Below are 22738 nucleotides of genomic sequence, written 5' to 3' on the forward strand. Positions count from 1 at the left end.
GCGTCAGTTGCCCCGGGCCGCGCGGGGGTCGCTCGCGACGGCCTTGACGGGCGGCTTGGCGGCGACGATCTTCATCGGCGGCTTGGCGGGGACGGCCTTCGCCGGGGGCTTGGCGGCCACGGCCTTGACCGGGGGCTTCGCGGCGGCGATCTTCGCCGGCGGCTTCGCGGCGACCGCCTTGACCGGCGGCTTGGCCGCGACGGCCTTGACGGGCGGCTTGGCGGCCACGATCTTCATCGGCGGCTTCGCGGCCACGCTCCCGGCCGCCGGGCGGGCCTCGGCGGCCTTGACCGGCGGCTTGGCGGAGGCCGGGGTCGCGGCGAGCAGGCCGACCACCGGCAGCGCGGCGATGGCCCCGCCCGCGATGGCCAGGCGGGTGCCGCGGCGCCGGGCGGAGGCCGGGGTGTTCTCGGACCGGGGGCTCATTCGGGTTCCTTCTGACGAACGGACGATCGACCGGTCCCGACGATAGGGCCGCCGGGTCCGCCCCGACAACAGATCACTGCCCGAACCGTGTTGACGAGGCGGCGGACGCGGCGGCGGCCCGGGTGGCGGACGGGCCCGGGCGCGGGAACGCCGGAAGGCGGGCCGGCCGGATCCCCTCCGGCCCGGCCCGCCCGCCTCCCGCCTGTGTCTGTCTGCCGTTCTGTCGTTCTGTCACTCGTGGGTCCGTGGACCCGCTGTCCCGGGCCCGGTTGAGCGCACCCGGTTGAGCGCACCCGGTTCAGCGCACCCGGGTCGCGAACAGCCGGGCCGACCAGTACACGGCCGCCGTCGTCATCACGGCGACCACCAGCAGCCCCTGCCAGACCGCACTGTCCCCGACATGGCCCGAGAACAGCGCGCGCATGCCCTCCACAGCCCAGTAGAAGGGGTTCCACTTGGCCATCGACTGCAGCCACATCGGCGCCAGCGCCAGCGGCAGCAGCACCCCCGAGAGCAGCGCGATCGGCTGGGCGAGGGTGTTCACCACCGGTGCCATCGCCTCGTCGGCCGGCAGCACCAGCGCGATCCCGTACGAGATCGCCGAGGTCATCAGCGCGAGCAGGCCCATCAGCAGGAAGGCCAGCAGGAGGTTCAGCGGGCCGACCCGCAGGCCGAACGGCAGCGCGATGAGGGTGATGATCACCGCCTGGACGAGCAGCGCCACCGTCTCCCGCAGGGCCCGGCCGAGCAGCAGCGCGAGCCGGCTGACCGGGGTCACCCGGGCCCGCTCGATGATGCCGGCCTTGAGTTCGCCGAGCAGGCTGAAGCCGGTGTACAGGCCGCCGAAGATGCACAGCACCGCCAACAGGCCCGGCACGTAGATCTGGTAGGTCTCGGCGTAGGTGGTGGCGCCCATCGGCGCCAGCACCTGCTTGAGCAGCGGTGCGAACAGCAGCAGGTAGAAGATCGGCTGGATCACGCCGACGGCGATCCAGATCGGGGTTCGCCACATCAGCAGCAGCTGGCGCTGGAAGACCAGCCAGGTGTCGCGGGCGAGCTTCATCGGAGCCCCTCCTCGGGGTTCGGAGGTGAGGGTCAGGACTGCTCGATGGAGCGGCCCGTGCGGGCCAGGAACACGTCGTCCAGGCTGGGGCGCTGCAACTGCACGGTGCCGGTGGTGACACCCGCCCCGTCGAGGGCGCGCAGCAGGTGCGGGACGGCGGCCGCGCCGTCGTCCAGGTAGAGCCGCAGGCCGTCCTCGCCGCGCAGTTCCAGCCGGTGCAGTTCCGGCAGGCCGGGCTGCTCGCGCAGGGCCTTGGCGGCGCGCTCGGCCTCGCCGGCGCCGAGGCCGATGAGGACGACGTCGCCGGATATCTCGCGCTTGAGGGTCTCCGGCGTGCCCTCGGCGACGATGCCGCCGTGGTCGACGATGGAGACCCGGTCGCAGAGCGCGTCCGCCTCGTCGAGGTAGTGCGTGGTGACGACGACGGTCATGCCCTCGTCGCGCAGCCGCCGGATCTCGGTCCAGACGTGGCCGCGGCTGGCCGGGTCGAGGCCCACCGTGGGCTCGTCCAGGAACAGCACCTTGGGCGAGTGGATGACACCGAGCGCGATGTCCACCCGGCGGCGCTGGCCGCCGGAGTAGGTGCGGCACGGCCGGTCGGAGAACTCGGTGAGCTCGAAGGCCTTGAGGGCCTCGTCGGCCCGGCGCACGGCCTCGGCCTTGCCGGAGCCGTGCAGCCGCGCCTGCATGACGAGTTCCTCGCGCGCGGTGACGGCGTCGGTGGTGCCGCCGCCCTGGGCGACGTAGCCGATCCGGCGGCGGACCTCGGCGGGGTCGGCGAACAGGTCGGCCCCGGCGATCCGGGCCTCTCCGCCGTCGGGGCGGATCAGGGTGGCGAGCATCCGCAGGGTGGTGGTCTTCCCGGCGCCGTTGGGGCCGAGGAAACCGAAGATCTCACCCGGAGCGACGTCGAGGTCGATGCCTCGGACGGCGTCCACGGGGGGCTGGCCGCGTTTCTTGGAGGGGTAGGACTTTCTGAGCCCCTTGGTCTCGATCAACCAGAACTCCCGTGCGGGGATGGGGTTGCCGGGGCGCCGGAAGACGGCGCGCGGGACACCTGGGAAGTGGTGCTGCGGGCCACCCTAGGGGTTCCGGCACCCCGGAAACAATGGCCTAGACCAATGGATTGGCCCAAGGGGCACCCGGTGTGACCAGTGCCTCCACCCGGTCGGCCGCCGCTCCGGCCCCGCCGCCGGCGAGCAGCTCCGCCCCGACCCGGGCGGCCGCCGCCCGGTAGCCGGGCTCCTCCAGCACGCTCCGCAGGGCCTCCGCCAGATGATCCGGCGTCACCCGGGCGAACGGCACCCGCAGTCCCGCCCCGGCGGCCGCCAGCTGGGCCGCCACGAACGGCTGGTCGTGCCGGATCGGGGCCGCGACCAGTGGCAGTCCGTGCGCCAGGGCCTCGCCGACGGTGTTCATCCCGCCGTGGCACAGCACCGCGTCCAGCACCCCGCGCCGCATCAGCTCCAGCACCGGCGCCCGGTCGACCGCCACCGCGTGACCGGGCAGTTCGGGCAGCAGCTCGGCGGGCGCCGCGAACACCGGCTGCACGTCCGGCCCGCACAGCTCCAGCGCCCGCACCGCCCGGGCCAGGAAGTCCGCGCCGAGTTCGCCGGACAGGGTGCCCATGGTGACCAGCACCCGGCGCCGTCCCGGCAGCAGCCGCTCCCAGGGGAACGCCGGATCGGCCGGCCGGTCCGTCAGCACCGGCCCGACGGCGGCATGGTGCGCGGGGACCGGCCCGGGGCCGGTCAGCGCCGGGCCGGTGAAGGCGAGCACCAGGGCGGGGGAGAAGCGCGGGTCGACGTACTCCTCCTCGGGCAGTCCGGCCCGCCGCCACAGGCCCAGCAGCAGGCCGGTCATCCACTCCTCCAGCAGCGGAAGCCCCCGGAACGGCCGCCCCAGCTCCATCGCCCCCGGCGCCAGGGTGCCCCAGGGCAGCCGGTGCCGGTGCGCCACCAGCGCCCCGGCCGGGGTGTGCTGGTCCACCAGTAGCGCGTCCGGCCGGAACTCCCGCACCGCCGCGTCCAGCGCCTTGGTGGTGAACCGCGCGTACGGGACGATGAAGCCCTCCCACAGCGAGCGGACGGCGGCCAGCCCGTGGCCGCCCTGCGCCCGGAACGCCCGGGTGCCGGTGCCGAACACGGTCGCGTCCGGCCCGAGCAGCGGCCGCAGCGCCGTCTCGGTGCCGGTCCAGGCCACCTCGTGGCCGCGCGCCACCAGCTCCCGGGCCAGGCCCACGGTCGGGTTGACGTGCCCGGTCAGGGGCGGCACGACCAGCAGGAAGCGGCTCATCGGGCGTCCTCCGCAGGCAGCAGCCGCTCGACGTCGGCGACGGTGAGGGCCTCCAGCGCGGCCAGGTCGAGGCCCGCCCGCAGCGCGGCGAGGTCCACCGACGGGCCGAAGCTCCGCTGCAGGCCCTCGTGCAGGGCGGCGAGCTCGGTCTCGTCCAGCAGCAGGTCCCCGTCCAACCGGGACTCCCCGATCACCCCGGCGGCCCAGCCGGGCGGTGCCTGTGCGGCCTCCGCCAGCAGTGCGACCAGGGCCGGAAGGACCGGCGGTACGGGGACGGGACGTTCACGATCGTTCATCAGGGACTCCACCGGCTCGACGACGCGGGGGCGGGGGGACGGCGGCACGTGGCCTGCGCGTTCCGTGGGGTGAGCTGTGCGGACTGTGCGCCGCAACCGCCCGAGATCACTTGTGCGGACCCGTCGGGCGTGGGAATACTAGCCCGCGTGACCGCACTGGAGGCAGTGGCCGTCCACCTCCCCCACCACACCGTGCCCATCGAGGCAGTGGGCGAGCGCCTGGGCCTGACCCCACGTCAACTTCGACTCTTCCGCCGCTTCCACGGCCTGGACCAGCTGCGACTGGACCCGGACGGGAAGCTGCCCGACCTGCTCGGCGCCGCCGTCGACGCCCTTCCGGAGCTGCGCGGACGCGAACGGGACATCCGTTTCGTGATCCACGCGCGCAGCATGCCGGTGGCCGTGCCGTACCCGCTCAACCCCCTGCACGACCTGCTGCAGCAGTACGGCCTCGGCCACGCGCAGGCCTTCACCGTGACCCATCACGCCTGCGCCGTCGGCCTGCTGGCCGTCGACCTGGCCGGGCGCCTGCTCGCCGGAGAGCCCGACCCGCGGGCGCTGGCCCTGGTGCTCGCCGGGGAGAAGACCTTCACCAAGGACGCCCAGGTGGTGCCCGAGACCGGGATCTTCGCCGAGGGCGCGGCCGCCTGCCTGGTCAGCGCGGACGGCGAGCACGACCGGGTGCTGTCCTACGCGGTGCGCCAGCGTCCCGAGTTCGACGGCCGGCTGGCCGAGGACCAGGACCTGCTGGCCCGCTACCAGCGGGAGTACCCGGATGTGATGGTCGAGGCGATCGAGGCCGCCCTCGACCAGGCAGGTCTGGACCTCTCCGACCTGGCGCTGCTGCTCCCGCACAACGTCAACCAGGCGTCCTGGCGCACGATCGCGCGCCGGATCGGCTTCCCGATCGGGAAGGTGGTGCTGGACAACGTGACGTCGGTGGGGCACAGTTTCGCTGCGGACGGCCTCATCAACCTGCACACCGCGACCACGCGGGGGCTGCTCGAACGGGGCGACCGCTACCTCGTCGCGGCCGCCGGTATCGGAGCGACCTTCTCCGCCATGGTCGTCGAGCACTGACGCCGGACGGCCGACCCGCCGTCGGCCCGTCCTCCCCGGTCCTTCTCCTTCCCCGGGCGCCGGTCCTTCGGCCGCTCCGCCCCACTCCACCACGCACGACGGGACGGTCCTACCCATGTCCGACCAAGTGGTCCAGACCACCGACACCGAGCTGCGCGTCCGGATCCTGCACAGCCTCGGCGAGCTGATCCCGCGCGTCCTCAAGCGGGACCCGTTCGAGATCCCCGAGAACGCCTGCCTCTTCGACGACCTCGGCCTCACCTCGGCGGGCACCATCGAGCTGATCCTGGAGGTCGAGGAGGCGCTCGACATCCAGGTCGACGTCGAGCAGATCACCGAGGACGACCTGCGCTCGGTCACCAACCTGGCCGACTACGTCGCCGCGCACGTCATCGCCGAGGACTGACCGGTGTCCGCCGCCCCGGGTCTCACCCGGGTGCTGACGCGGTACGCCGACGGCCGCTCCGAACTCTCCCTCGACCCCGACCTCCGGGTCTTCGTCGCCGACCTGGTCCGCCCGTACGGCCTGCCGCTGCGCGAGGACCTGCTGGCCGAAGGGGTCGGGCACGCCTACGAGGAGCTGGCCGCCGGCCTGCTCGCCGAGGCCCTCGGACCGGACGAGCCCGCGGACGTACTGATCCAGGCCTTCGACTCGCCCGACGTCCGGCCCGGCGCGCCCACCTCGCTCGCGCTCAGCCGCTCCTGCGCCGGCACGCCCACCGCGCTCGCGCTCTGCGACCAGGGCACCGCCGGGGCGTTCGCCGCGCTGCGCGCCGCACTCGCGTACCAGCGGACCGGTGTCGCCCGGCGTGCGGTGGTCGTACTCGCCGAGCAGACCGCCCTGCACCATCTGCCGCCCGAACCGGTCACCCTGCCGGACCGCCACTGCGCCGTCGTCCTGGTCTGCGAGACCTTGCCCGACGAGGAGTTGACGGTCCGTCAGGACAGTGGCGCGGTGGTCGGGACGGCCGATTCGGTGGCCGAGGAGGTCCGCCGGCAGGCGAAGGCGCTGGGGGAGGGGGCGGCCGTCCTGCTCGCCGCCGGGCTGGACGTGCCCGGCCTGGACGCCGTCCGCGTCCCCGCCGGTCAGCCGTTCACCGGACTCTGGTCGGCCCTCGCGGACCGGCTGCCCGGTTGGCGCGCCGAGCGGCGACCCGTGCTGCTGGCCGACTTCGACCCCAGGCTCGGTGTGCTCTCCACCCTGACCCTGCGCGCCGGTCCGCCGTCATGACCGGCACCGGTGCGGCCCCGGCCGGCACCGGTGCCGTCGCTCCCGCTGCTCCTGTCGCTCCAGTCGCCGGCACGGACGTCGTCGACGTCTGGCTGGTCCCCACCGACCAGCCGGAGCCGGTGGTCCGCGCCCTGTACGAGCTGCTCGACCCGGCCGAACGCGCCCGCGCGGACGGTCCCGACCGGCGCTTCGGGCGGCGGTTCACCGTCGCCCACGGCGCCGTGCGGCTGCTCGCCGGCGCCCGGCTCGGCCGCGACCCCGCGCGGCTGCTCTGGCGCTACGGCCCGCACGGCAAGCCCGGGTTCGACGGCCTCGCCGTCAACCACTCCGCCTCCGGCGCCCTCGCGGCCGTCGCCCTCACCGAGGGGCGCGCCGTCGGGGTGGACGTCGAGCGGGTCCGGGACGCGCGGGTCGCGGTGCGGATGGCCCGGCGCTGGTTCCCGGCCGCCGAGGCCGAGTCGGTCGCCGCCGACCCGGACCCGGCCGGGCGCTTCACCGTGCTCTGGTGCCGCCGCGAGGCGTGCGTCAAGGCGTACGGCGGGCGGCTGGTCCAGGGCTTCGGGCTGCCGCTGGACGGACCGTCGCCGGTGCTGCTCGCCGACCCCGGCGCGCTCGGCCCGGGCCCCTGCCGGGTCGAGGACGTGCCCGCCCCCGGTGGGTTCCGGGCCGCGGTCGCCACCGTCGGAGCCGGCCCGGCCGAGGTCCGCCGACGGATCTGGTCCCCAATCAACTTGCCATGACAGGTACTTGACGAAACATCAGAATACTGTCGGGGCCCGCCGGTATCCCAGGTTTCTGGTCTGGACCACATGATCGGCCCGCTGGTAGCGTCCCGACCGCACCTCGCCCAGACCTGCGAACCGAAGGGCGCGATCGACGTGATGACGCACGACGTGACCGAGACCGAAGGCCGGATCACGGCCCGCTTCCACGGCGTGGGAGGCGGCTCAGGACCGCTCACCCTCGGCCAGGACAACATGCTCCGCTGCATCGGGCGTGACCGGCCCGAACAGATCAACCGCGAGTCGGTCTGGCCCGTCCCCGAGGGCACCACCGTCGCCACCGCCGTCGACGCCCTGCGCGCGCTGCTGGAACGGCACGAGTCGCTGCGCACCGTCTTCCCGCCCGGCCCCGGCGCGGACGGCTTCCCCGAACGCCAGGAGGTGCGCACCGAGGGCGAGTTCACCGTCACCCTGGTCCCCGTCGGCGACCGCGGGGGCGCCGCGATCGATGCCCTCGCCGACGAGCTGGGCCGGGCCGACGTCGCCGTGCCGTTCGACCTGACCGCCGCCCCGCGGCTGCGCTTCACCCTGCTCACCGAGGGCGAACTCGTCCACCGGCTGGTCGTGGTGGGCTGCCACGCCGGGGTCGACGGCGTCGCCGTCACCCTGCTCATCCGCGACTGGCTGGCCCTCGCCACCGGGACGCGACTGCCGCCCGCCGGCTCCCGCACCCCGCTCGAACTCGCCGCCCTGGAGCAGAGCCCCCAGGGGCGCCGCAAGACCGCGGCCGCGCTCAAGCACTGGGAGACGGTGCTCACCGCGGGACCGTCGAGCTCCTTCTCCGTCGACGGCATGACCCCCGGCCGCCCCGAGGGGACGGCCGCCCTGCTGCTGCGCTCCCGGACCGCCGCCGCCGACCTGGAGGCGGTCTGCCGCCGCACCGCCGCCGGCCCCTCGGCCGTCCTGATCGCCGTCTTCGCCGCCCTCGCCGCGCACCGCGCCGACCGCACGGACCTGGTGATCTCGGCCCTGTCGGCGAACCGCCAGCGCTCCGCCCTCGCCGACCACATCGGCACCCTGGCCCAGGACGCCCTGATCGCCCTGGAGGTCGGCCCCTCCGGCGCGGACGACGATCTGGACGCCCTGATCGGCCGCACCAAGGTCGCCTCCTTCACCGGCTACTGGCACAGCACGCTCAACGCCGACAAGGTCTGGCAACTGGTGGAGGACGTCGCCGAGCGGCGCGGCGCCCGCTTCAACCGGCAGATCGTCGTCAACGACCTCAGCCTCGCCATCCCCGAGACCATCTCCGACGCCCGCCCGGCCCCGACCGCCGACCCCGAGGTGCAGTGGCTGCCGGACCAGCCGCTGCCGGTGCGCCTGATGCTCAACATCCTGCGCACCGCCGGCAGCCTGGATTTCGCCCTGCTGGCCTGCCCCCAGGTGTTCGAGCGCGCCGACGCCGAGCGCTTCGCCCGCGCCGTCCCCGCCGTCCTCGCGGCCGCCGCCGCAGGACCGCTGCCGCTCACCGAGCTGGCCGCCCTCAGTGGCCTGAGCCCCGCCACCCGCACCGGCGACTGGCAGCGGATCGGCGCCGACTGGATCGACCTCGCGGCCGTCCGCACCCTCGTCGCCGACGCCCTCGGCGCGCGGGCGACGGCGGTCGACCTCGGCTACGAGGACGGCCGGCTCACCGCCCGGATCGCCACCACCGACCAGGATCTCACCCCCGCCGCCGCACACCACGCGGTCGTCGGCACCCTCCCCGGCCACGAGACCGCGATGGCCCCGCACCACTACGCCGTCCACCTCCACCCCGACCCGCTGCCGCTCCTCACCTGGCCGAACCTCCCCGCGCGGGCGGAGGGTTCGGGCCGCGCGGAGGCGGCACTCCCGGGGTAGGCCCGGCCGGCCAGGACCGCCCCGGTCCTGGCCGTCGGACCGCTCACGGGTGGGGACCTGTCCGAGGTCGATGCTCGTCGTCCGTCCGGTCGGTGCCGACCGGGCCGCGGGGAAGCATCCGGTCCAGCCACTTCGGCAGCCACCAGTTGGCCCGGCCGAGGAGTGTCATGGTCGCCGGTACCAGCACCATGCGGACGACCGTGGCGTCGACGAGGATCGCGGTGGCCAGGCCGAGCCCGAACATCTTGGTGGAGGGGTCCTCGGTGACGGCGAAGGACAGGAAGACCGCCACCATGATGAGGGCGGCCGAGGTGATGATCCGGGCGGTGCGCGAGACGCCCTCGACGATCGCCGTGCTGTTGTCGCCGGTGCGCAGGTACACCTCGCGTATGCGGGAGAGGAGGAACACCTCGTAGTCCATCGACAGGCCGAACAGGATGGCGAAGAGGAACATCGGGATGAACGACACGATCGGAACCGTCGTTTCCAACCCGATGAGCGCGCTTCCCCAACCCCACTGGAAGACCGCGACCATGATGCCGTAGGCCGCGCCGATGCTCAGCAGATTCAGCAGTACCGCCTTGAGCGGTACGAGTACCGAGCGGAAGACCAGCATCAGCAGCAGGAACGACATCGCCAGCACGGCGGCGACGAACACCGGCAGGCGTCGGCTGGTGCGGCGGCCCACATCGGACAGGCTCGCGGCGGCGCCGCCCACGTGGGCCCTGGCCGGGCCGTGCCCGATCGCCGCGGGCAGCACGTCGGTGCGCAGCCGGGCGATGGTGTCGGTCGTGGCCCTGTCCTGAGGGCTGGTGGTCGGGAACACCACGAGGGTCGCGATGCCGGTGGCCCGATCGATGTGCGTCGGCGCGACGGACGCGATGCCCGGATCCGCCGCGACCCTTGCGACGAGTCGGTCCAGCACTCCCGGATCACCGGCGGGGTCCGCGGCGATGACGAGGGGACCGTTGATGCCCGGGCCGAACCCCTCGGCGACGAGGTCGTGGGCCCGGCGCTCGGTACGGCTGCGGGGCAGTGAGCCGTCGTCCGGCAGACCGACGCGCAGGCCGAGCACGGGCAGCGTCGCGGTCAGCAGCAGCCCCGCCGCGCCGACCGCGTACGGCACCGGGTGCCGGCCGACGTGCCCGATCCAGCGGTGCCACCCGGCGGCGGGGGCGCCGCCTGCCGCCGGGTCCCGCCGCCGGGCGAGTCGGCCGGGCCTCATGGTCCGCAGAGCCCGGCCGATCCGGCCCGGCCGGGCCAGGCGTGGGCCGGCGGCGCCGAGGAAGGCCGGCAGCAGCGTCACCGACGCGACCACCATGATCAGAACGACGATCGAGACGGCGAGCCCGCCCACCGTCATGAACGGTACGTTCGCGACCGCCAGGCCGAGGATCGATACGACGACGGTGCCGCCGGCGAAGACCACGGGCCTCCCCGCCGCGGCCACCGCTCGCCCCGCCGCCTCGCGCGGACCGAGCCCGCGCGCGAGGTACTCCCGGTGCCTCGCGAGCACGAACAACGCGTAGTCGATGCCCACTCCGAGCCCGACCATGCTGCCCAGGACCGGTGCGAAGGCGGGGACGTCCGTCACCCCCGCCAGTACGGTCATCGTGGCGACCCCGACGGTCAGTCCGAAGACCGCCATGCCGATCGGCAGCGCGGCGGCGACGAGCGAACCGAACGCCAGGAACAGGATCGCGGCCGCGGCGAGGATCCCGATCAACTCGCTCGCGCCGCCGTCGGGGTCGGAGAAGGCGTAGAAGAGGCTCCCGCCCATCTCGACGCGCAGGGGCAGTTCGGCGCGCAGCCGGTCGCCGAGATCGACGAGGGCGTCGAGGTCCTCGGCCGAGAGCCGGTTCTGGTCGGGGTACTGGACCCGGACGACCGCGATCCGCCCGTCGGCCGAGACGAGGCCGCCGCGCACGGTGGTGTCCCCGCCCGCGTCGAGCGCCCCCGCCGGGTCGCTCGTGCCGAGCACGTGCGGCAGCCGCCGCACCTCGCTCTGCAGCCGCGAGAGAGCGGCGCGCGCGCCGTCGTCGTCGAAGAACGTCGCGGCGCCGTCGAGGGGGGTGACCACCACCTGGGCGGTCATCCCCTCCTGGCCGGTGCCGGCCCGCTCGATCAGTTGCGCGGCCCGTCCGGAGTCCAGTCCCGGAGCGGTCATCGAATCCGCGTTCGGCCCGCCGAAGGCGACGGCGGCGAGGACGGCGAGCGTGGCGGCGACCAGCCATGCCGCGATCACCCGCCAGGGACGGCGGGCGGCGCTTGTGCCCAGGCGCAACAGGGCTGTCGACAGCATCGGTTCCTCCAACCACCTCGGTGGCCGTCCTTGTACGGCCGCCGATGCCGAGGTTCGTCGCCGCGGCGCTCCGCGGCATCGGCCCGCAGGCCGCGGATCCGTCGGCCCCGGGGCGGAGTGACGACCCGTCCTTTCGGCCGATGCGCGGCCCGCCGCGGTCCCTAAGCTGAGAACCGTGCTCCGAGACGACCTGCGAACGCTGTGGACCGAACCCCGGCCGACCGACGCGCCCGCCCGGGTGCGGCGGGACTGGGCGCTGCTCGCCGCGGGCCTCGCCGGGGTGGCGCTGGAGGCCGCCCTGCGCGAGAACGTCGTGTGGCGTCCGACGGCGGTGGTGTTCGCCGTATGGCTGTGCCTGCTGACCCTGCGGCGCCGGACCCGCCCGCTGGCGACGGTCACGCTGGCGTTCGGCTCGGTGATCCTGCTTCAGGTGGCCTCGCTCGTCGTCGCACCGGGCGAGCCCGTCGGCCTGTACGCCGGCGCGGTCGTGCTCGTGCTGGTGTACGCGCTGCCCCGGTGGGGATCGGGGCGCGAGAACGTGCTGGGCGGCGCGACGATCGTCGTGGCGTTCGCGCTGTGTGTCGTCGCGGACGGCACCCCGGTCGTGGAAAAGGTCGTGGGCTTCGTCTTCGGCCTGCTGCCCGGCGTGCTCGGGGCCGCGGTGCGGTTCCGGGTGACCGCTCGCGAGCGGCAGTTGGAGCAGGTGCGCTCCCGCGAGCGCGAGCAGCTCGCCCGGGAACTGCACGACACGGTGGCCCACCACGTGTCGGCCATGGTGATCATCGCCCAGGCGGGCCGGGTGCTCGCGGGCACCGATCCGTCCGCCGCGGTCGAGGTGCTGGAGGGGATCGAGGAGGAAGGGGCGCGCACGCTGGAGGAAATGCGCGCCATGGTCGCCGCGCTGCGCGACCGCGGCGTCGGTGCCGAGCTGGCGCCCCCCGCCGGCGTCGCGGATCTGGAGCGCCTGGTGCGCACCCCCGGCGGTCGCGTCCGGGTCGACCTGGGGCTCGACGGCGAGCTGGACACGCTGCCCCCGGCCCTGGACGCCGCCGTCTACCGGATCGTGCAGGAGTCGGTGACCAACGCGCTGCGCCACGCGGTCGACGCGACCGAGGTCGTCGTCCGGGTCGCCGCGGAACCGCACGCGGTACGGGTGAGCGTGCGGGACAACGGCCGGCGCACCGGCCGGGGTCGCGACGGGTACGGACTCACCGGACTGCGCGAGCGCGCGACCCTGATCGGCGGCACACTACGAGCCGGCCCGGGCACCGACCGCGGCTGGCAGGTCGAGGCCGAGCTGCCGAGAGCGAGGAGCGGGAGCGGTGTCCGTACGCGTCCTCGTCGCTGACGACCAGACGATCATCCGCACCGGGCTGCGGATCATGCTGAACGCCCAGCCCGGCATCGAGGTGGTCGGAGAGGCCGCCGACGGACGGGAAGCGGTCCGCCTGGCCCGCGAACTGCGCCCCGACGTCTGCCTGTTCGACATCCGCATGCCCGTGCTCGACGGGCTCGGGGCCACCCGGCTGCTCGCCGGCCCGGGCGTCGTCGACCCGCTGGCCGTGGTCGTCATCACCACGTTCGACCTCGACGAGTACGTCTACGGCGCGCTGCGTGCCGGCGCCCGCGGGTTCCTCCTCAAGGACACGGGACCGGACCTTCTGGCCCAGGCCGTACGGTCGGCGTCCGACGGGGAGGCGCTCATCGCGCCCAGCGTCACCGTCCGTCTGCTCCGGGCGTTCGCGGACCTGCCCGCCGGCCGGCCCGCGGCCCAGCCGGTCTCACCCGTCACCGCCCGCGAGGAGCAGGTGCTCCTCGCCGTCGCCCGCGGGCTGACCAACACCGAGATCGCCGACGCGCTGCACATCAGTCTCAGCACGGTGAAGACGCATCTGGCCAGCCTGATGGCCAAACTCGGCGCCCGCAACCGGGTCGAGATCGCGATGTGGGCGTACGAAACGCGCCGTGTCCTCCCCGGGACCTGAGCCGGGGTGCCGGGTGCCGGGTGCCGGGTGCCGGGTCGTGATCGGGAACGTGATCGGGAACGAGGAGCTGACCAGGAGCACCTGACGATCACGACCCGATCCACGCCCGGGGGCGTGTCCCGCGCCGCCACCGCTCCTCCCCGGGAACGCCCGCCCCCGCTCACGCGGCGCGTTCGGCCCTGTACCGAACGCGCCCCTCCCGGGGTAGCCTCCCGGGAGGGGCGCGCGGAGGGGGAGGCAAATGCACGTCCGGGACATGGTGGCGGCGACGGTGGTGGCCGAGATCTTGGGCGTCCTGTTCGCCTGCCTGCTCGGCCTGGCGGTGTGGCTGCTGCTGGGGGAGGGGTGGCTGCGTGACCTCCCCTGGGCCTTCAGTGTCGTCGGAGCCGTCGGGGTCGCGGTCGAGTACGACCGCAAACGCCCGCCTCGTCGGTTGCGCGGAGCGCTGGCCGGCGTGGCCGCCCTCGGCGCGGTGTCCGTCCTCGTCGCGGCGGTGGCGGACCGCCTGCTCCCGGATGCCGCCGGGACGGGGCTGATCGGCGCGATCGCCCTGCTGCTCGCGGTGCCGGTGGCCAACGGTGTGCTCGCCGCCGCCGCGGGGCGCCCGGCCGAGGGCTGACCCCCACCGGTCGCGGTCCTTCCCGGTCCTTCCTGTCCCTCCCCGCTGCGGCCCCGGCGGGCCCGGCGGAGACTGGGGACGGACCCCCGGTCACCGGGGGGCGCCCCGGACGCCGGGAGGGCCATGCTGCTCGGACTCACCACCGCCCTGGTCGCCACCGTCTGCTTCGGCTTCGGCTCGGTGTTCCAGGCGGGCGGCGCGCGCGAGGCGCCGCACGCGGACCGGGTGCGGGTCGGCCTGCTGGCCGCCCTGCTCCGGTCCTGGCGGTTCCTGCTCGGCACCGGCCTGGACGTCGCGGGCTTCGTGCTGAGCATCGTCGCCCTGCGCACCCTGCCGCTGTTCCTGGTCCAGGCCGTCACCAACGCCAGCCTCGCCGTCACCGCGCTGGCCGCCGCCCGGCTGCTCGGGGCCCGGCTGCACCGGGCCGACCTGCTGGGCATCGCCGCCGTGGTGGTCGGCCTGACCCTGCTCGCCCTCGGCTCCGGGCACGCGGGCCGCGACCACGCCTCGGCCGCGTTCCACTGGGCGCTGCTCGCCACCACGGTGCTGATGCTGCTGCTCACCTTCGTCCTCGCCCGCCGCAGCGGGAACGCGGCGGCGGTCGGCCTCGGCCTGCTGGCCGGGGTCGGCTTCGGGGTCACGAGCCTCGCCGTCCGGGTCCTCGACGTCTCCGGGCCGCTCGACGTGTTCACCGACCCGGCCGCGTACGGGCTGGCGCTGGGCGGACTCGGCGGCTACCTCGCCTACGCGCTGGCCCTGCAGCGCGGCACGGTGACGGCGGTGACCGCCGCCGGGACGGTGTCGGAGACCTTCGGCCCGGCCCTGGTCGGGGTGGTGGCGCTCGGCGACACCGCCAGGCCCGGCTACGCCTGGTGCGCGCTGACCGGGTTCGTGGTGGCGGTCGGCGGCACCTTCGTACTGTCCCGGTTCGGCGAGGTGGAGTCGGAGTCGGGCCTTCTGTCGGTACCCGCCGGGACGGTCCCGGCGCCCGTCCCGACGCCACCCGGTGCGGACCCCGGTGCGGACCTTGGTCGGGTCGCCCGGACGGCTCCGCCATGCAAAGGTGATTTGCCGGACAAAACGGACGGCGAGGTGCGCACAGAGCGGCAGATGCCATGACCACGGACGCCACGGACGTCACGGAAGACGCCCGTTCACGCTCCCGACGGCCCCGGCGGCGCCCTGCCGACAACCCGCCGATCGCCCTCGTCACCGGCGCCTCCTCCGGCATCGGCGCCGCCACCGCCGACCGGCTCGCCGCCGTCGGCTGGCGGTTACTGCTCTCCGGTACCGACCAGACCCGGCTCGACGCCGTCGCCGCCCGCACCGGCGGCCGCCCGCTCCCCGCCGACCTCGCCAAGCCCGACGGCGCCCAACGCCTCGCCGAGGCCGCCCTCGCCGCCGCCGGACGGGTGGACGCCCTGATCGCCGGCGCCGGACTCGGCTGGCGCGGCCCCTTCGCGCAGACCCCCACCGACACCCTGGACCGGATGCTGGAGGTCAACCTCGCCGCCCCGCTGCGGCTGGCCCGGCTGCTGCTGCCCGCGATGCTGGAACGCGACCGGGGCCGGATCGTGCTGCTCGGCTCCATCGCCGGCCAGGTCGGCGTCCGCGACGAGGCCGCCTACGCCGCCACCAAGGCCGGGCTGACCATGTTCGCCGAGAGCCTCTGGTACGAGCTGCGCGGCACCGGCGTCGGCGTCCGGCTGATCCTCCCCGGAGCGGTGGCGACACCCTTCTTCGCCACCCGCGGCACCGACTACCAGCGCGAACGCCCCCGCCCCGTCTCCGCCGAGGCGGTGGCCGACCTCGTCCACACGGCGATCACCACCGACCGCGACCGCGCCTTCCTCCCGCACTGGCTGGACTTCCCGGCCCGGATCCACGGCGCCGCGCCGGGCTTCTTCCGCCGGATGGCGGCCCGGTTCGGGTGAGGGCCCGAGGGGGTGCCGGCCTCCTGCTCGGCGCCGCCGCCGGCGTCGAACTGCTCCACCTCGCCCCGGCCGCCGTGCGGCTGCCGCCCGTCAAACGGCTGCTGGCCCGCCGCACCGCCGGCTACGGCGCGGTCCCCGGGCACCTCGCCCTCACCTTCGACGACGGCCCCGACCCGCGCGGCACCCCGCAGATCCTGGACGCCCTCGACGCCCTCGGCCTGCGCGCCACCTTCTTCCTCCTCGGCGCGATGCTCGAACGCTCCCCGGACCTCGGCCGCGAACTGGTCGCCCGCGGCCACGAGGCCGCCGTCCACGGCTGGCACCACCGCCGCCAGTACTACCCGGCCCCCGCCCGCGACCTGCGCGAACTGGGCCGCGCCACCGAGGCGGTGACCGACCTCACCGGCGCGCCCCCGTGCTGGTACCGCCCGCCCTACGGCGTCCAGACCACCGGCCAGGCCCTGGCCGCCCACCGCCTCGGCCTGCGCACCGTGCTGTGGACGGCCTGGGGCCGCGACTGGGAGGCCGGCGCCACCGGCCGCTCGGTCCTCGCCACCGCCCGCCCCCACCTCACTGCCGGTGCGACCCTCCTCCTCCACGACTCCGACTGCACCTCCGCCCCCGACTCCTGGCGCGCCACCCTCGCCGCCCTCCCCCTGATCGCCGCCCACTGCCACGACCGGGGCCTCACCCTCGGGCCCCTCCGCGACCACGGCGTCCGGGGCGACTGAAGCGCGGAAGAGCCCGGCCTTGGCGGGCGTTGGGCCGCTTCCCCCGTCGCGATCGGGGGAAGCGGCCGGTTGGCGTTCGTGTGTCCTTTGCCCCGGGCGGGTTGGACCGGGAACCGTGTCAGGCCAGGCCGACCCGGGTCAGGGCCGCTTCGAAGCCGGTGCGCCAGCCCTCCGGGGTGGCGCCCGGTGAGGGGTGCGGTTCGGGGCGGGTGAGGGCGGCGAGGGCGGAGTGGAGCACCTCGGTGGGGCGGGCGGAGGCCACGTCGGCGTGGCCGAGTTCGAGTTCGTGCTGGAGGTTGTCGCGGCCGTGGCCCTGGACGACGTCGAGGAGCAGGAGGCGGCGGCCCAGGGCGCGGGCCTCGCTGCAGGTGTCGCCGGAGCTGGTGACGACGAGGTCGGCTGCGGCCATGAGGGCGGGCACCTGGTCGGTCCAGCCGAAGGGGTGGAGGCGGGGGCGGTGGGCGGCGGCCCGGCGCAGGCGGCGTTCGAGTTCGGTGTTGCTGCCGGCGACGGCGAGGACGTGCGGTCCGGCGTCGGCGAGTTCGGCGGCCGTGCGGGCCAGCGGGCCGAGGCCCCAGGCGCCGGACATCAGCAGGACGCAGCGCGCGTCCGGCGGCAGGCCCAGCCGTTCCCGCGCCTCGGCGCGCGAGGGCGGCGAGTAGAACGGCGCGCGCAGCGGTGCGGGCAGGACGGCCACCGGGGCGTCCGGGCGGTAGCGGCGGACTCCGCAGGCCGCGACCTCGGAGGTGACCAGGAACAGGTCGGTGCCGTCCTGCACCCAGAGCCGGTGCGGGGTCACGTCGGTGCAGAGAACCAGGTGGCGGAAGGCGGGCGGGTCGCCGCGCAGCCGGTTGACGGCGGAGGTGGCGGTGGCGAACACCGAGACCACCAGCTCCGGGCGCTGCTCCGCGAGCAGCGCCCGGACGGCGGGCACCAGCCGCCGCCTCGCCGCCGCGTCGGCGAGCAGGGCGATCCGGGCGCCGGGGCGCAGGGCGGAGAAGTGGAACGCGTCGTAGACGCCGGGCAGGTCGAGCAGCCGCCGGAACACCGCTTCCCCGGCGTTGCCCGCGTGCTGCCCGAGCAGGGCCATCGCGTCGACCGTGCTGGTGGTCCAGCCGCGCGCCTCCAGGGAGTCGGCGCAGGCCCGGGCCATCACGTCGTGGCCCTGGCCGAGCGAGCCGGAGACCAGCAGCGCGTGCGGCACCTCCCGGCCCCGGCTCAGGCGCCCTGGCGGGGGCCGGCCGCGGGGCCGGCCGCGGGCGCGGCCTCGGAGCGGTACCAGTCGGCGTACCGCCGCACGCCGTCGGCGAAGTTGGTGCGCGGCGACCAGCCGAGCAGCCGCTTGGCCTGCGCGGCGGAGATCCGGCGCCCGGCGTAGTCGGCGGTGCGGGCCTCGATGTGTTCGATGCTGACCGGTCCGAGCAGCCGGTCGACGGTGTCGGCGATGTCGCGGACCGAGACGGCCGTGGAGCCCTCCAGGGCGAAGGTCTGGTCCTCGGCGGCGGGGGAGAGGGCGCGGACGTGCGCGTCGGCGAGGTCCTCGACGTAGACGAAGTTGCGGCTCTGCCGCCCGTCGCCCGCGATGGTGATCGGCCGCCCGTCGAGCGCGGCCTGCACGAACCGGGCGACCACCAGCTCGTCGCGCATCCGGGGCCCGTACGGGATGCCGTACCGCAGGATGGTGAAGTGCCGCCCGTACAGCTGGCGGTAGCTGTGCACGAGCATCTCGGCGGCCAGTTTGGTGGCGACGTAGAGGTGCCCGCTGTGGTCCAGCTCGATCGGCACGTGCTCGTCGAGCTCCTGCTCCTCGTCCTCCATCCCGGCCTCGCCGAGGGCCGCCCCGTACACCCAGACGGTGCTGGCCAGGACGGTCCGGCTGAGGTCGTTGCGGCGGGACGCCTCCAGGACGGCCTCGGTCCCGTCGATGTTGGCCCGCACGGCGCCGACCGGGTCGGCGGCGACCCGTTCGACGTCGGCCTGCGCGGCCAGGTGGAAGACCACCTCGCAGCCGTCCAGGGCGGCGGTGAGGGCGGGCAGGTCGAGGATGTCGATCCGCGCGTGGTCGGCGTCGGGGTTGAGGTACTTGTCGGTGGAGTCCACCGCGAGCACCTCGTGCCCGGCGGCGAGCAGCCGGTCGACGACGTGTGAGCCGATGAAGCCGCATCCTCCGGTGACCGCTATTCGCACGGTTCTCTCCTGTCTTCTGTCGACCGACTGCTCCCGACGGTTCTCGCGACCGGCGCGGTCCGTCGGTCCGTGGTCCGTCAGCCCGTGGAGCGGCGATGGACGGCGGAGACCGCCTCGATCACCAGCTCGGTCTCGTCCTCGGTCATGTCGGAGTGCACCGGCAGGCAGATCTGCCGGGCGCAGACGTCCTCGGCGACCGGCAGCGCCGCCCGCCGGTACGGGGCGAGCACCGGCTGCAGGTGCAGCGGCAGGTCGTAGACCTCGCCGGAGAGCCGGACGTCGTACTCCTCGGCGACGGCCCGCTTGAAGGCCGCGCGGTCGGTGCCGGGCGGCAGCAGGGCGACGTACTTGTAGTAGTTGCCGCGGGAGCCGGCCGGTTCGAGGACGGGCGTCAGGCCGTCCAGCGCGCCGAGCGCGGCGTCGTAGCGCTGGGCGACCCGGCGCCTGGTCTCCACGAACTCCTTGAGCCGGCGCAGATGGACGGTGCCGATGGCGGCATTGGGCTCGCTCATCCGCCAGGACGCGCCGAGCCGCACGTGGTGGTTGGTGGTGAAGGAGCCCTTGCCCTGGTCGCGGTGGATCCGGGCCTCGTCGCGCAGTTCGGCGGACTCGGTGAGGATCATGCCGCCCTCGCCGCTGGTGGTGACCTTGGTCGGGTAGAAGGAGAAGGCTCCGGCTGTTCCGAAGGTGCCGGCGGCGCGCCCGAGGTAGCTGCTGCCGTGCGCGTGCGCGGCGTCCTCGACCAGCGGGACGCCCCGGGCGTCGCAGATCGCGCGCAGGGCGTCGACCTCGGGGGTGATCAGCCCGCCGATGTGGACCAGCACCACGGCGGCGGTGTCGGGGGTGAGCGCGGCCTCCAGGGTGTCCGGGGCGAGCGCGAGGGTGGCCGGGTCGACGTCGGCGAAGACCGGCCGGCCACCGGCGTGCAGGATCGCGCCGGCGGTCGCGTAGAAAGTGACGGCGGGGACGACCACGTCGCGGCCGCGGACGTCGAGGCCGCGAAGGACGATCTCCAGCGCCGCGGTGCCGCTGGCGACGGCGACGGCGTGCGTGGCGCCGTGCTCGGCGGCGAAGGACTGCTCGAACCGTTCGGTCCAGGGGCCGAGGGTGAGCGCGCCGGTGGCGAGCATCTCGCTCACCGCCTCCGCTACGGCCGCGCGGTCGTTCTCGTCGAACACGATGCGGGCGGCGGGAACGCCCATGGGCCACCTCCGGCAGCGGTCGAGCTGCGGACGGGCGGTGTTCCGGGGGCCTGCGGCCTTCCCGGTGCACCGGTGACGGACAGGTCTGGACGAATGACGGACAGCTCCGGACGAACCGGTGTGAAACGTCCGGTCCAGGCACATCACGCTACTTCGCCGGTCGGGGCGCGGCCCGTCCGTACCTCCGCCCGGGTGACCCGGGCGACCCTGACCCCCGCGCCGCCCCCCTCGGCCGCAGGTCGGAGCCGGACGGCCGCCGGCCCGCTCCGGGCACTACGCCGTCCGGGTCGTCCTGCTGCGTCCGCAGTAGTCCGGAATGCCTGCACAGGGCCGACGCCGACGAGACGCCCGCCGACGCAGGATGGCCATGCTCCGGAAGCCCCCGGCCGCGACGGCCGGGCAGCGCTCCCGGCCACCGATCCCGCCCGACGCCCGACGCCCGACGCCCGTAGTCCGGCATCCGACGTCCGGCATCCGACGTCCGCCGACCGACATCCGAAGGAGTCCGCTCTCCCGTGGCCACTTTCCTGTACCGCCTGGGCCGATGGTCCTTCCTCAGGCGCCGGCTGGTGACCCTGCTCTGGGTCGCCCTGCTGGCCGCCGTGGGGGTGCTGGCCGCCAAGGCGCCCGCCGCCCCCGACGACGGCTTCGCCATGCCCGGCACCGAGGCGCAGAAGGCCTTCGACCTCATGGACGAGCGCTTCCCCGGCGCGATGTCCGACGGTGCCTCGGCCCGGATCGTCTTCGTCGCGCCGTCCGGCCAGAAGATCACCGCCACCGAGAACCAGCAGACGGTCGAGAAGACGGTCGCCGAGCTCGCCCACGGCGAGCAGGTCGTCGGAGCCGCCGGACCGTTCAAGACCGGCGCCGTCTCCCAGGACGGCACCACCGCCTACGCGACGATCAGCTACGACGCCAAGCCCGGCAAGGTCTCCACCGGGGCCACCGACGCCCTGGAGCAGGCCGCCCAGCACGCCCGGGACGCCGGTCTCACCGTGGACATCGGCGGCACGGCCCTGATGGCCGGCGGCGAGGCGGGCGGTTCCGCCGAGGCCATCGGCATGGCGATATCGGCCGTCGTCCTGGTGATCACCTTCGGCTCGCTGCTGGCGGCCGGACTCCCGCTGCTCACCGCGTTGATCGGCGTCGGCCTCGGCATCGCGCTGATCACCGGGCTCGGCAGTGTGCTCGGACTGTCCAGCACCACCAGCACCCTGGCGATGATGCTGGGCCTCGCCGTCGGCATCGACTACGCGGTCTTCATCGTCTCCCGCTACCGCGCCGAACTCCTCGACGGGTACGCGCCCAAGGAGGCCGCCGGACGGGCCGCCGGCACGGCCGGATCGGCCGTGGTGTTCGCCGGTCTCACCGTGATCATCGCGCTGGCCGGGCTCTCCGTGGTGGGCATCCCGCTGCTCGCCAAGATGGGCCTCGCGGCGGCCGGCACCGTGGTGATCGCCGTCCTGGTCGCGCTCACGCTGGTCCCCGCGCTGCTCGGCTTCATCGGCCAGCGGGTGCTGCCGCGCAAGCTCCGCAACCCGCGGCGGGCCGCCGCGGCGGCCACCGGCGCCCGCCCCAACGGCGGGACCCGCTGGGCCCGGTTCGTGCTGCGCCGCCCGGTCGCCGTCCTGGTCGGCAGCGTGATCGGGCTCGGCGTGCTCGCCCTGCCCGCCCTCGACCTGCGGCTCGGCCTGCCGGGCGACGAGGCGAAGCCCACCTCCACCACCCAGCGCCGGGCCTACGACCACCTCTCCGAGGGCTTCGGCCCCGGCTTCAACGGTCCGCTGACCCTGCTGGTCGACGCCAAGGGCGTGCCCGACCCGAAGGGCGCCGCCCAGCAGGTCGCCGATGCCGTGAAGGGCCTGCCCGGCGTGGTGGCCGTGACCCCGGCGGCCTTCAACCAGGCCGGGGACACCGCCCTGGTCACCGCGATGCCGGCCACCGGCCCCAGCGAGGCCGCGACCACCGACCTGGTCCACGCCATCCGGGACAAGGCACCGGGCCTCAAGTCCGCCACCGGTGCGACCGTGCTGGTCAGCGGTCCGACGGCGATGAACATCGACGTCTCGCAGAAGATGAACGACGCGCTGCTGCCCTACCTGGCGGTGGTGGTCGGCCTCGCCGTGCTGCTGCTGCTGGTGGTCTTCCGCTCGGTGCTCGTCCCGCTCAAGGCCGCCGCCGGGTTCCTGCTCTCGGTGGCCGCCGCGCTCGGCGCCGTCGTCGCGGTCTTCCAGTGGGGCTGGCTGGCCGAGCTGATCGGGATCGAGCAGACCGGCCCGGTGATGAGCATGATGCCGATCTTCATGATCGGTGTGGTGTTCGGCCTGGCCATGGACTACGAGGTGTTCCTGGTCACCCGGATCCGCGAGGCCTATGTGCACGGCGAGGAACCCGGCGAGGCCGTGGTCACCGGCTTCCGGCACAACGCCCGGGTGGTCACGGCCGCCGCGCTCATCATGATCAGCGTCTTCGCCGGCTTCATCGGCATGAACGAGCCGATGATTAAGATGATGGGCTTCGGCCTGGCCGCCGCCGTCGCCTTCGACGCGTTCGTGGTCCGGATGGCGATCGTCCCGGCCGCCCTCGCCCTGCTCGGCCGCCGCGCCTGGTGGCTGCCGCGTCCGCTGGAGCGGATCGTCCCCGACATCGACGTCGAGGGCGCCAACCTCCGGACCGAGCCCCCGCTCCCCGCCGCCCCCGGAGACGGGACCGGCCCCGAACCGGCCCGCCATTCGGTCGGCGTCTGAGGACCCCGCCCCGCCG

At 74.8% G+C, this 22738-nt stretch carries 21 protein-coding genes; 12 read left to right on the forward strand and 9 right to left on the reverse strand.

Features of this window, described 5'->3' with window-relative positions:
* Positions 1-3 precede the first annotated feature (3 nt).
* The 5 genes from OG715_RS38155 to OG715_RS38175 all read right to left on the reverse strand — a co-directional run bounded on the left by OG715_RS38155 (position 4) and on the right by OG715_RS38175 (position 4080).
* The gene (locus tag OG715_RS38155; protein WP_266272661.1) at positions 4-426 is read right to left on the reverse strand and encodes a hypothetical protein; all 423 of its coding nucleotides are present in this window, start codon (positions 424-426) and stop codon (positions 4-6) included.
* 298 nt (positions 427-724) lie between these two features.
* On the reverse strand, positions 725-1489 hold the full coding sequence (locus tag OG715_RS38160) for an ABC transporter permease (RefSeq protein WP_266272659.1): 765 nt from the start codon (positions 1487-1489) through the stop codon (positions 725-727).
* Between the two features lie 32 nt (positions 1490-1521).
* Complete coding sequence (locus tag OG715_RS38165) at positions 1522-2487, reverse strand: ATP-binding cassette domain-containing protein (protein WP_266272658.1); 966 nt, start codon at positions 2485-2487, stop codon at positions 1522-1524.
* A gap of 115 nt (positions 2488-2602) precedes the next feature.
* Entirely contained in the window at positions 2603-3784 is a 1182-nt protein-coding gene (locus OG715_RS38170; protein WP_266272657.1) for a glycosyltransferase, read from the reverse strand.
* On the reverse strand, positions 3781-4080 hold the full coding sequence (locus OG715_RS38175) for a hypothetical protein (protein WP_266272656.1): 300 nt from the start codon (positions 4078-4080) through the stop codon (positions 3781-3783). Before OG715_RS38175 ends, OG715_RS38170 begins: the two co-directional genes overlap by 4 nt.
* 147 nt (positions 4081-4227) lie before the next feature.
* Here OG715_RS38175 and OG715_RS38180 point away from each other — a divergent pair, with 147 nt between their 5' ends.
* The 5 genes from OG715_RS38180 to OG715_RS38200 all read left to right on the forward strand — a co-directional run bounded on the left by OG715_RS38180 (position 4228) and on the right by OG715_RS38200 (position 9015).
* Positions 4228-5160: a 3-oxoacyl-[acyl-carrier-protein] synthase III C-terminal domain-containing protein gene (locus OG715_RS38180; protein ID WP_266272655.1), complete on the forward strand. Its 933-nt coding sequence runs from the start codon at positions 4228-4230 to the stop codon at positions 5158-5160.
* 115 nt (positions 5161-5275) lie between these two features.
* Positions 5276-5566 carry an acyl carrier protein gene (locus OG715_RS38185; protein ID WP_266272654.1) on the forward strand — a complete coding sequence of 97 codons (291 nt, stop codon included), beginning with the start codon at positions 5276-5278 and terminating at the stop codon, positions 5564-5566.
* A 3-nt stretch (positions 5567-5569) separates the two neighbouring features.
* On the forward strand, positions 5570-6391 hold the full coding sequence (locus tag OG715_RS38190) for a hypothetical protein (protein ID WP_266272652.1): 822 nt from the start codon (positions 5570-5572) through the stop codon (positions 6389-6391).
* The gene (locus tag OG715_RS38195) at positions 6388-7131 is read left to right on the forward strand and encodes a 4'-phosphopantetheinyl transferase family protein (RefSeq protein ID WP_266272649.1); all 744 of its coding nucleotides are present in this window, start codon (positions 6388-6390) and stop codon (positions 7129-7131) included. Before OG715_RS38190 ends, OG715_RS38195 begins: the two co-directional genes overlap by 4 nt.
* A 69-nt stretch (positions 7132-7200) precedes the next feature.
* Entirely contained in the window at positions 7201-9015 is a 1815-nt protein-coding gene (locus OG715_RS38200; protein ID WP_266272647.1) for a condensation domain-containing protein, read from the forward strand.
* A gap of 43 nt (positions 9016-9058) precedes the next feature.
* Here the strand turns inward: OG715_RS38200 and OG715_RS38205 are convergent, their stop codons facing one another.
* Positions 9059-11317 (reverse strand): MMPL family transporter, encoded by a 2259-nt coding sequence (locus OG715_RS38205; protein ID WP_266272646.1) that lies wholly within the window; start codon positions 11315-11317, stop codon positions 9059-9061.
* 175 nt (positions 11318-11492) lie between these two features.
* Between OG715_RS38205 and OG715_RS38210 the strand changes: the two genes are divergently transcribed.
* The 6 genes from OG715_RS38210 (at position 11493) to OG715_RS38235 (ending at position 16586) form a co-directional block, all read left to right on the forward strand.
* Positions 11493-12665, forward strand: a complete 1173-nt coding sequence (locus tag OG715_RS38210) for a sensor histidine kinase (RefSeq protein WP_266272645.1) — start codon at positions 11493-11495, stop codon at positions 12663-12665.
* The gene (locus OG715_RS38215; protein WP_266272644.1) at positions 12640-13302 is read left to right on the forward strand and encodes a response regulator; all 663 of its coding nucleotides are present in this window, start codon (positions 12640-12642) and stop codon (positions 13300-13302) included. Before OG715_RS38210 ends, OG715_RS38215 begins: the two co-directional genes overlap by 26 nt.
* Positions 13303-13543: 241 nt before the next feature.
* Positions 13544-13921 carry a hypothetical protein gene (locus OG715_RS38220; RefSeq protein WP_266272643.1) on the forward strand — a complete coding sequence of 126 codons (378 nt, stop codon included), beginning with the start codon at positions 13544-13546 and terminating at the stop codon, positions 13919-13921.
* Positions 13922-14044: 123 nt separating this feature from the next.
* Entirely contained in the window at positions 14045-15040 is a 996-nt protein-coding gene (locus tag OG715_RS38225) for a DMT family transporter (protein ID WP_266272642.1), read from the forward strand.
* The gene (locus OG715_RS38230) at positions 15037-15855 is read left to right on the forward strand and encodes an SDR family NAD(P)-dependent oxidoreductase (RefSeq protein ID WP_266272641.1); all 819 of its coding nucleotides are present in this window, start codon (positions 15037-15039) and stop codon (positions 15853-15855) included. The genes OG715_RS38225 and OG715_RS38230 overlap by 4 nt, the downstream gene beginning before the upstream one ends.
* Positions 15852-16586 carry a polysaccharide deacetylase family protein gene (locus OG715_RS38235; protein ID WP_266272640.1) on the forward strand — a complete coding sequence of 245 codons (735 nt, stop codon included), beginning with the start codon at positions 15852-15854 and terminating at the stop codon, positions 16584-16586. The genes OG715_RS38230 and OG715_RS38235 overlap by 4 nt, the downstream gene beginning before the upstream one ends.
* 118 nt (positions 16587-16704) lie before the next feature.
* Here the strand turns inward: OG715_RS38235 and OG715_RS38240 are convergent, their stop codons facing one another.
* The 3 genes from OG715_RS38240 to OG715_RS38250 all read right to left on the reverse strand — a co-directional run bounded on the left by OG715_RS38240 (position 16705) and on the right by OG715_RS38250 (position 19975).
* Positions 16705-17790, reverse strand: a complete 1086-nt coding sequence (locus tag OG715_RS38240) for an MGDG synthase family glycosyltransferase (protein ID WP_266272639.1) — start codon at positions 17788-17790, stop codon at positions 16705-16707.
* 14 nt (positions 17791-17804) lie between these two features.
* Positions 17805-18773, reverse strand: coding sequence for an NAD-dependent epimerase/dehydratase family protein (locus OG715_RS38245; protein ID WP_266272638.1), 969 nt, complete (start codon positions 18771-18773; stop codon positions 17805-17807).
* A 77-nt stretch (positions 18774-18850) separates the two neighbouring features.
* Positions 18851-19975 carry a DegT/DnrJ/EryC1/StrS family aminotransferase gene (locus tag OG715_RS38250; RefSeq protein WP_266272637.1) on the reverse strand — a complete coding sequence of 375 codons (1125 nt, stop codon included), beginning with the start codon at positions 19973-19975 and terminating at the stop codon, positions 18851-18853.
* Between the two features lie 515 nt (positions 19976-20490).
* On the opposite strand from OG715_RS38250, the gene OG715_RS38255 reads away from it, so the two are divergent.
* Positions 20491-22722: an MMPL family transporter gene (locus OG715_RS38255; protein WP_266272636.1), complete on the forward strand. Its 2232-nt coding sequence runs from the start codon at positions 20491-20493 to the stop codon at positions 22720-22722.
* The last annotated feature ends 16 nt before the right edge of the window (positions 22723-22738 follow it).

Source organism: Kitasatospora purpeofusca, assembly GCF_036010405.1.
GTDB classification, from domain to species: domain Bacteria; phylum Actinomycetota; class Actinomycetes; order Streptomycetales; family Streptomycetaceae; genus Kitasatospora; species Kitasatospora purpeofusca.

Coding starts and splice junctions, on each gene's coding strand:
- OG715_RS38225 (WP_266272642.1), top strand. CDS start 14,045: ATGCTGCTCGGACTCACCACCGCCCTGGTCGCCACCGTCTGCTTCGGC.
- OG715_RS38205 (WP_266272646.1), bottom strand. CDS start 11,317: ATGCTGTCGACAGCCCTGTTGCGCCTGGGCACAAGCGCCGCCCGCCGT.
- OG715_RS38250 (WP_266272637.1), bottom strand. CDS start 19,975: ATGGGCGTTCCCGCCGCCCGCATCGTGTTCGACGAGAACGACCGCGCG.
- OG715_RS38220 (WP_266272643.1), top strand. CDS start 13,544: ATGCACGTCCGGGACATGGTGGCGGCGACGGTGGTGGCCGAGATCTTG.
- OG715_RS38230 (WP_266272641.1), top strand. CDS start 15,037: ATGACCACGGACGCCACGGACGTCACGGAAGACGCCCGTTCACGCTCC.
- OG715_RS38195 (WP_266272649.1), top strand. CDS start 6,388: ATGACCGGCACCGGTGCGGCCCCGGCCGGCACCGGTGCCGTCGCTCCC.
- OG715_RS38155 (WP_266272661.1), bottom strand. CDS start 426: ATGAGCCCCCGGTCCGAGAACACCCCGGCCTCCGCCCGGCGCCGCGGC.
- OG715_RS38170 (WP_266272657.1), bottom strand. CDS start 3,784: ATGAGCCGCTTCCTGCTGGTCGTGCCGCCCCTGACCGGGCACGTCAAC.
- OG715_RS38200 (WP_266272647.1), top strand. CDS start 7,201: ATGATCGGCCCGCTGGTAGCGTCCCGACCGCACCTCGCCCAGACCTGC.
- OG715_RS38175 (WP_266272656.1), bottom strand. CDS start 4,080: ATGAACGATCGTGAACGTCCCGTCCCCGTACCGCCGGTCCTTCCGGCC.
- OG715_RS38185 (WP_266272654.1), top strand. CDS start 5,276: ATGTCCGACCAAGTGGTCCAGACCACCGACACCGAGCTGCGCGTCCGG.
- OG715_RS38160 (WP_266272659.1), bottom strand. CDS start 1,489: ATGAAGCTCGCCCGCGACACCTGGCTGGTCTTCCAGCGCCAGCTGCTG.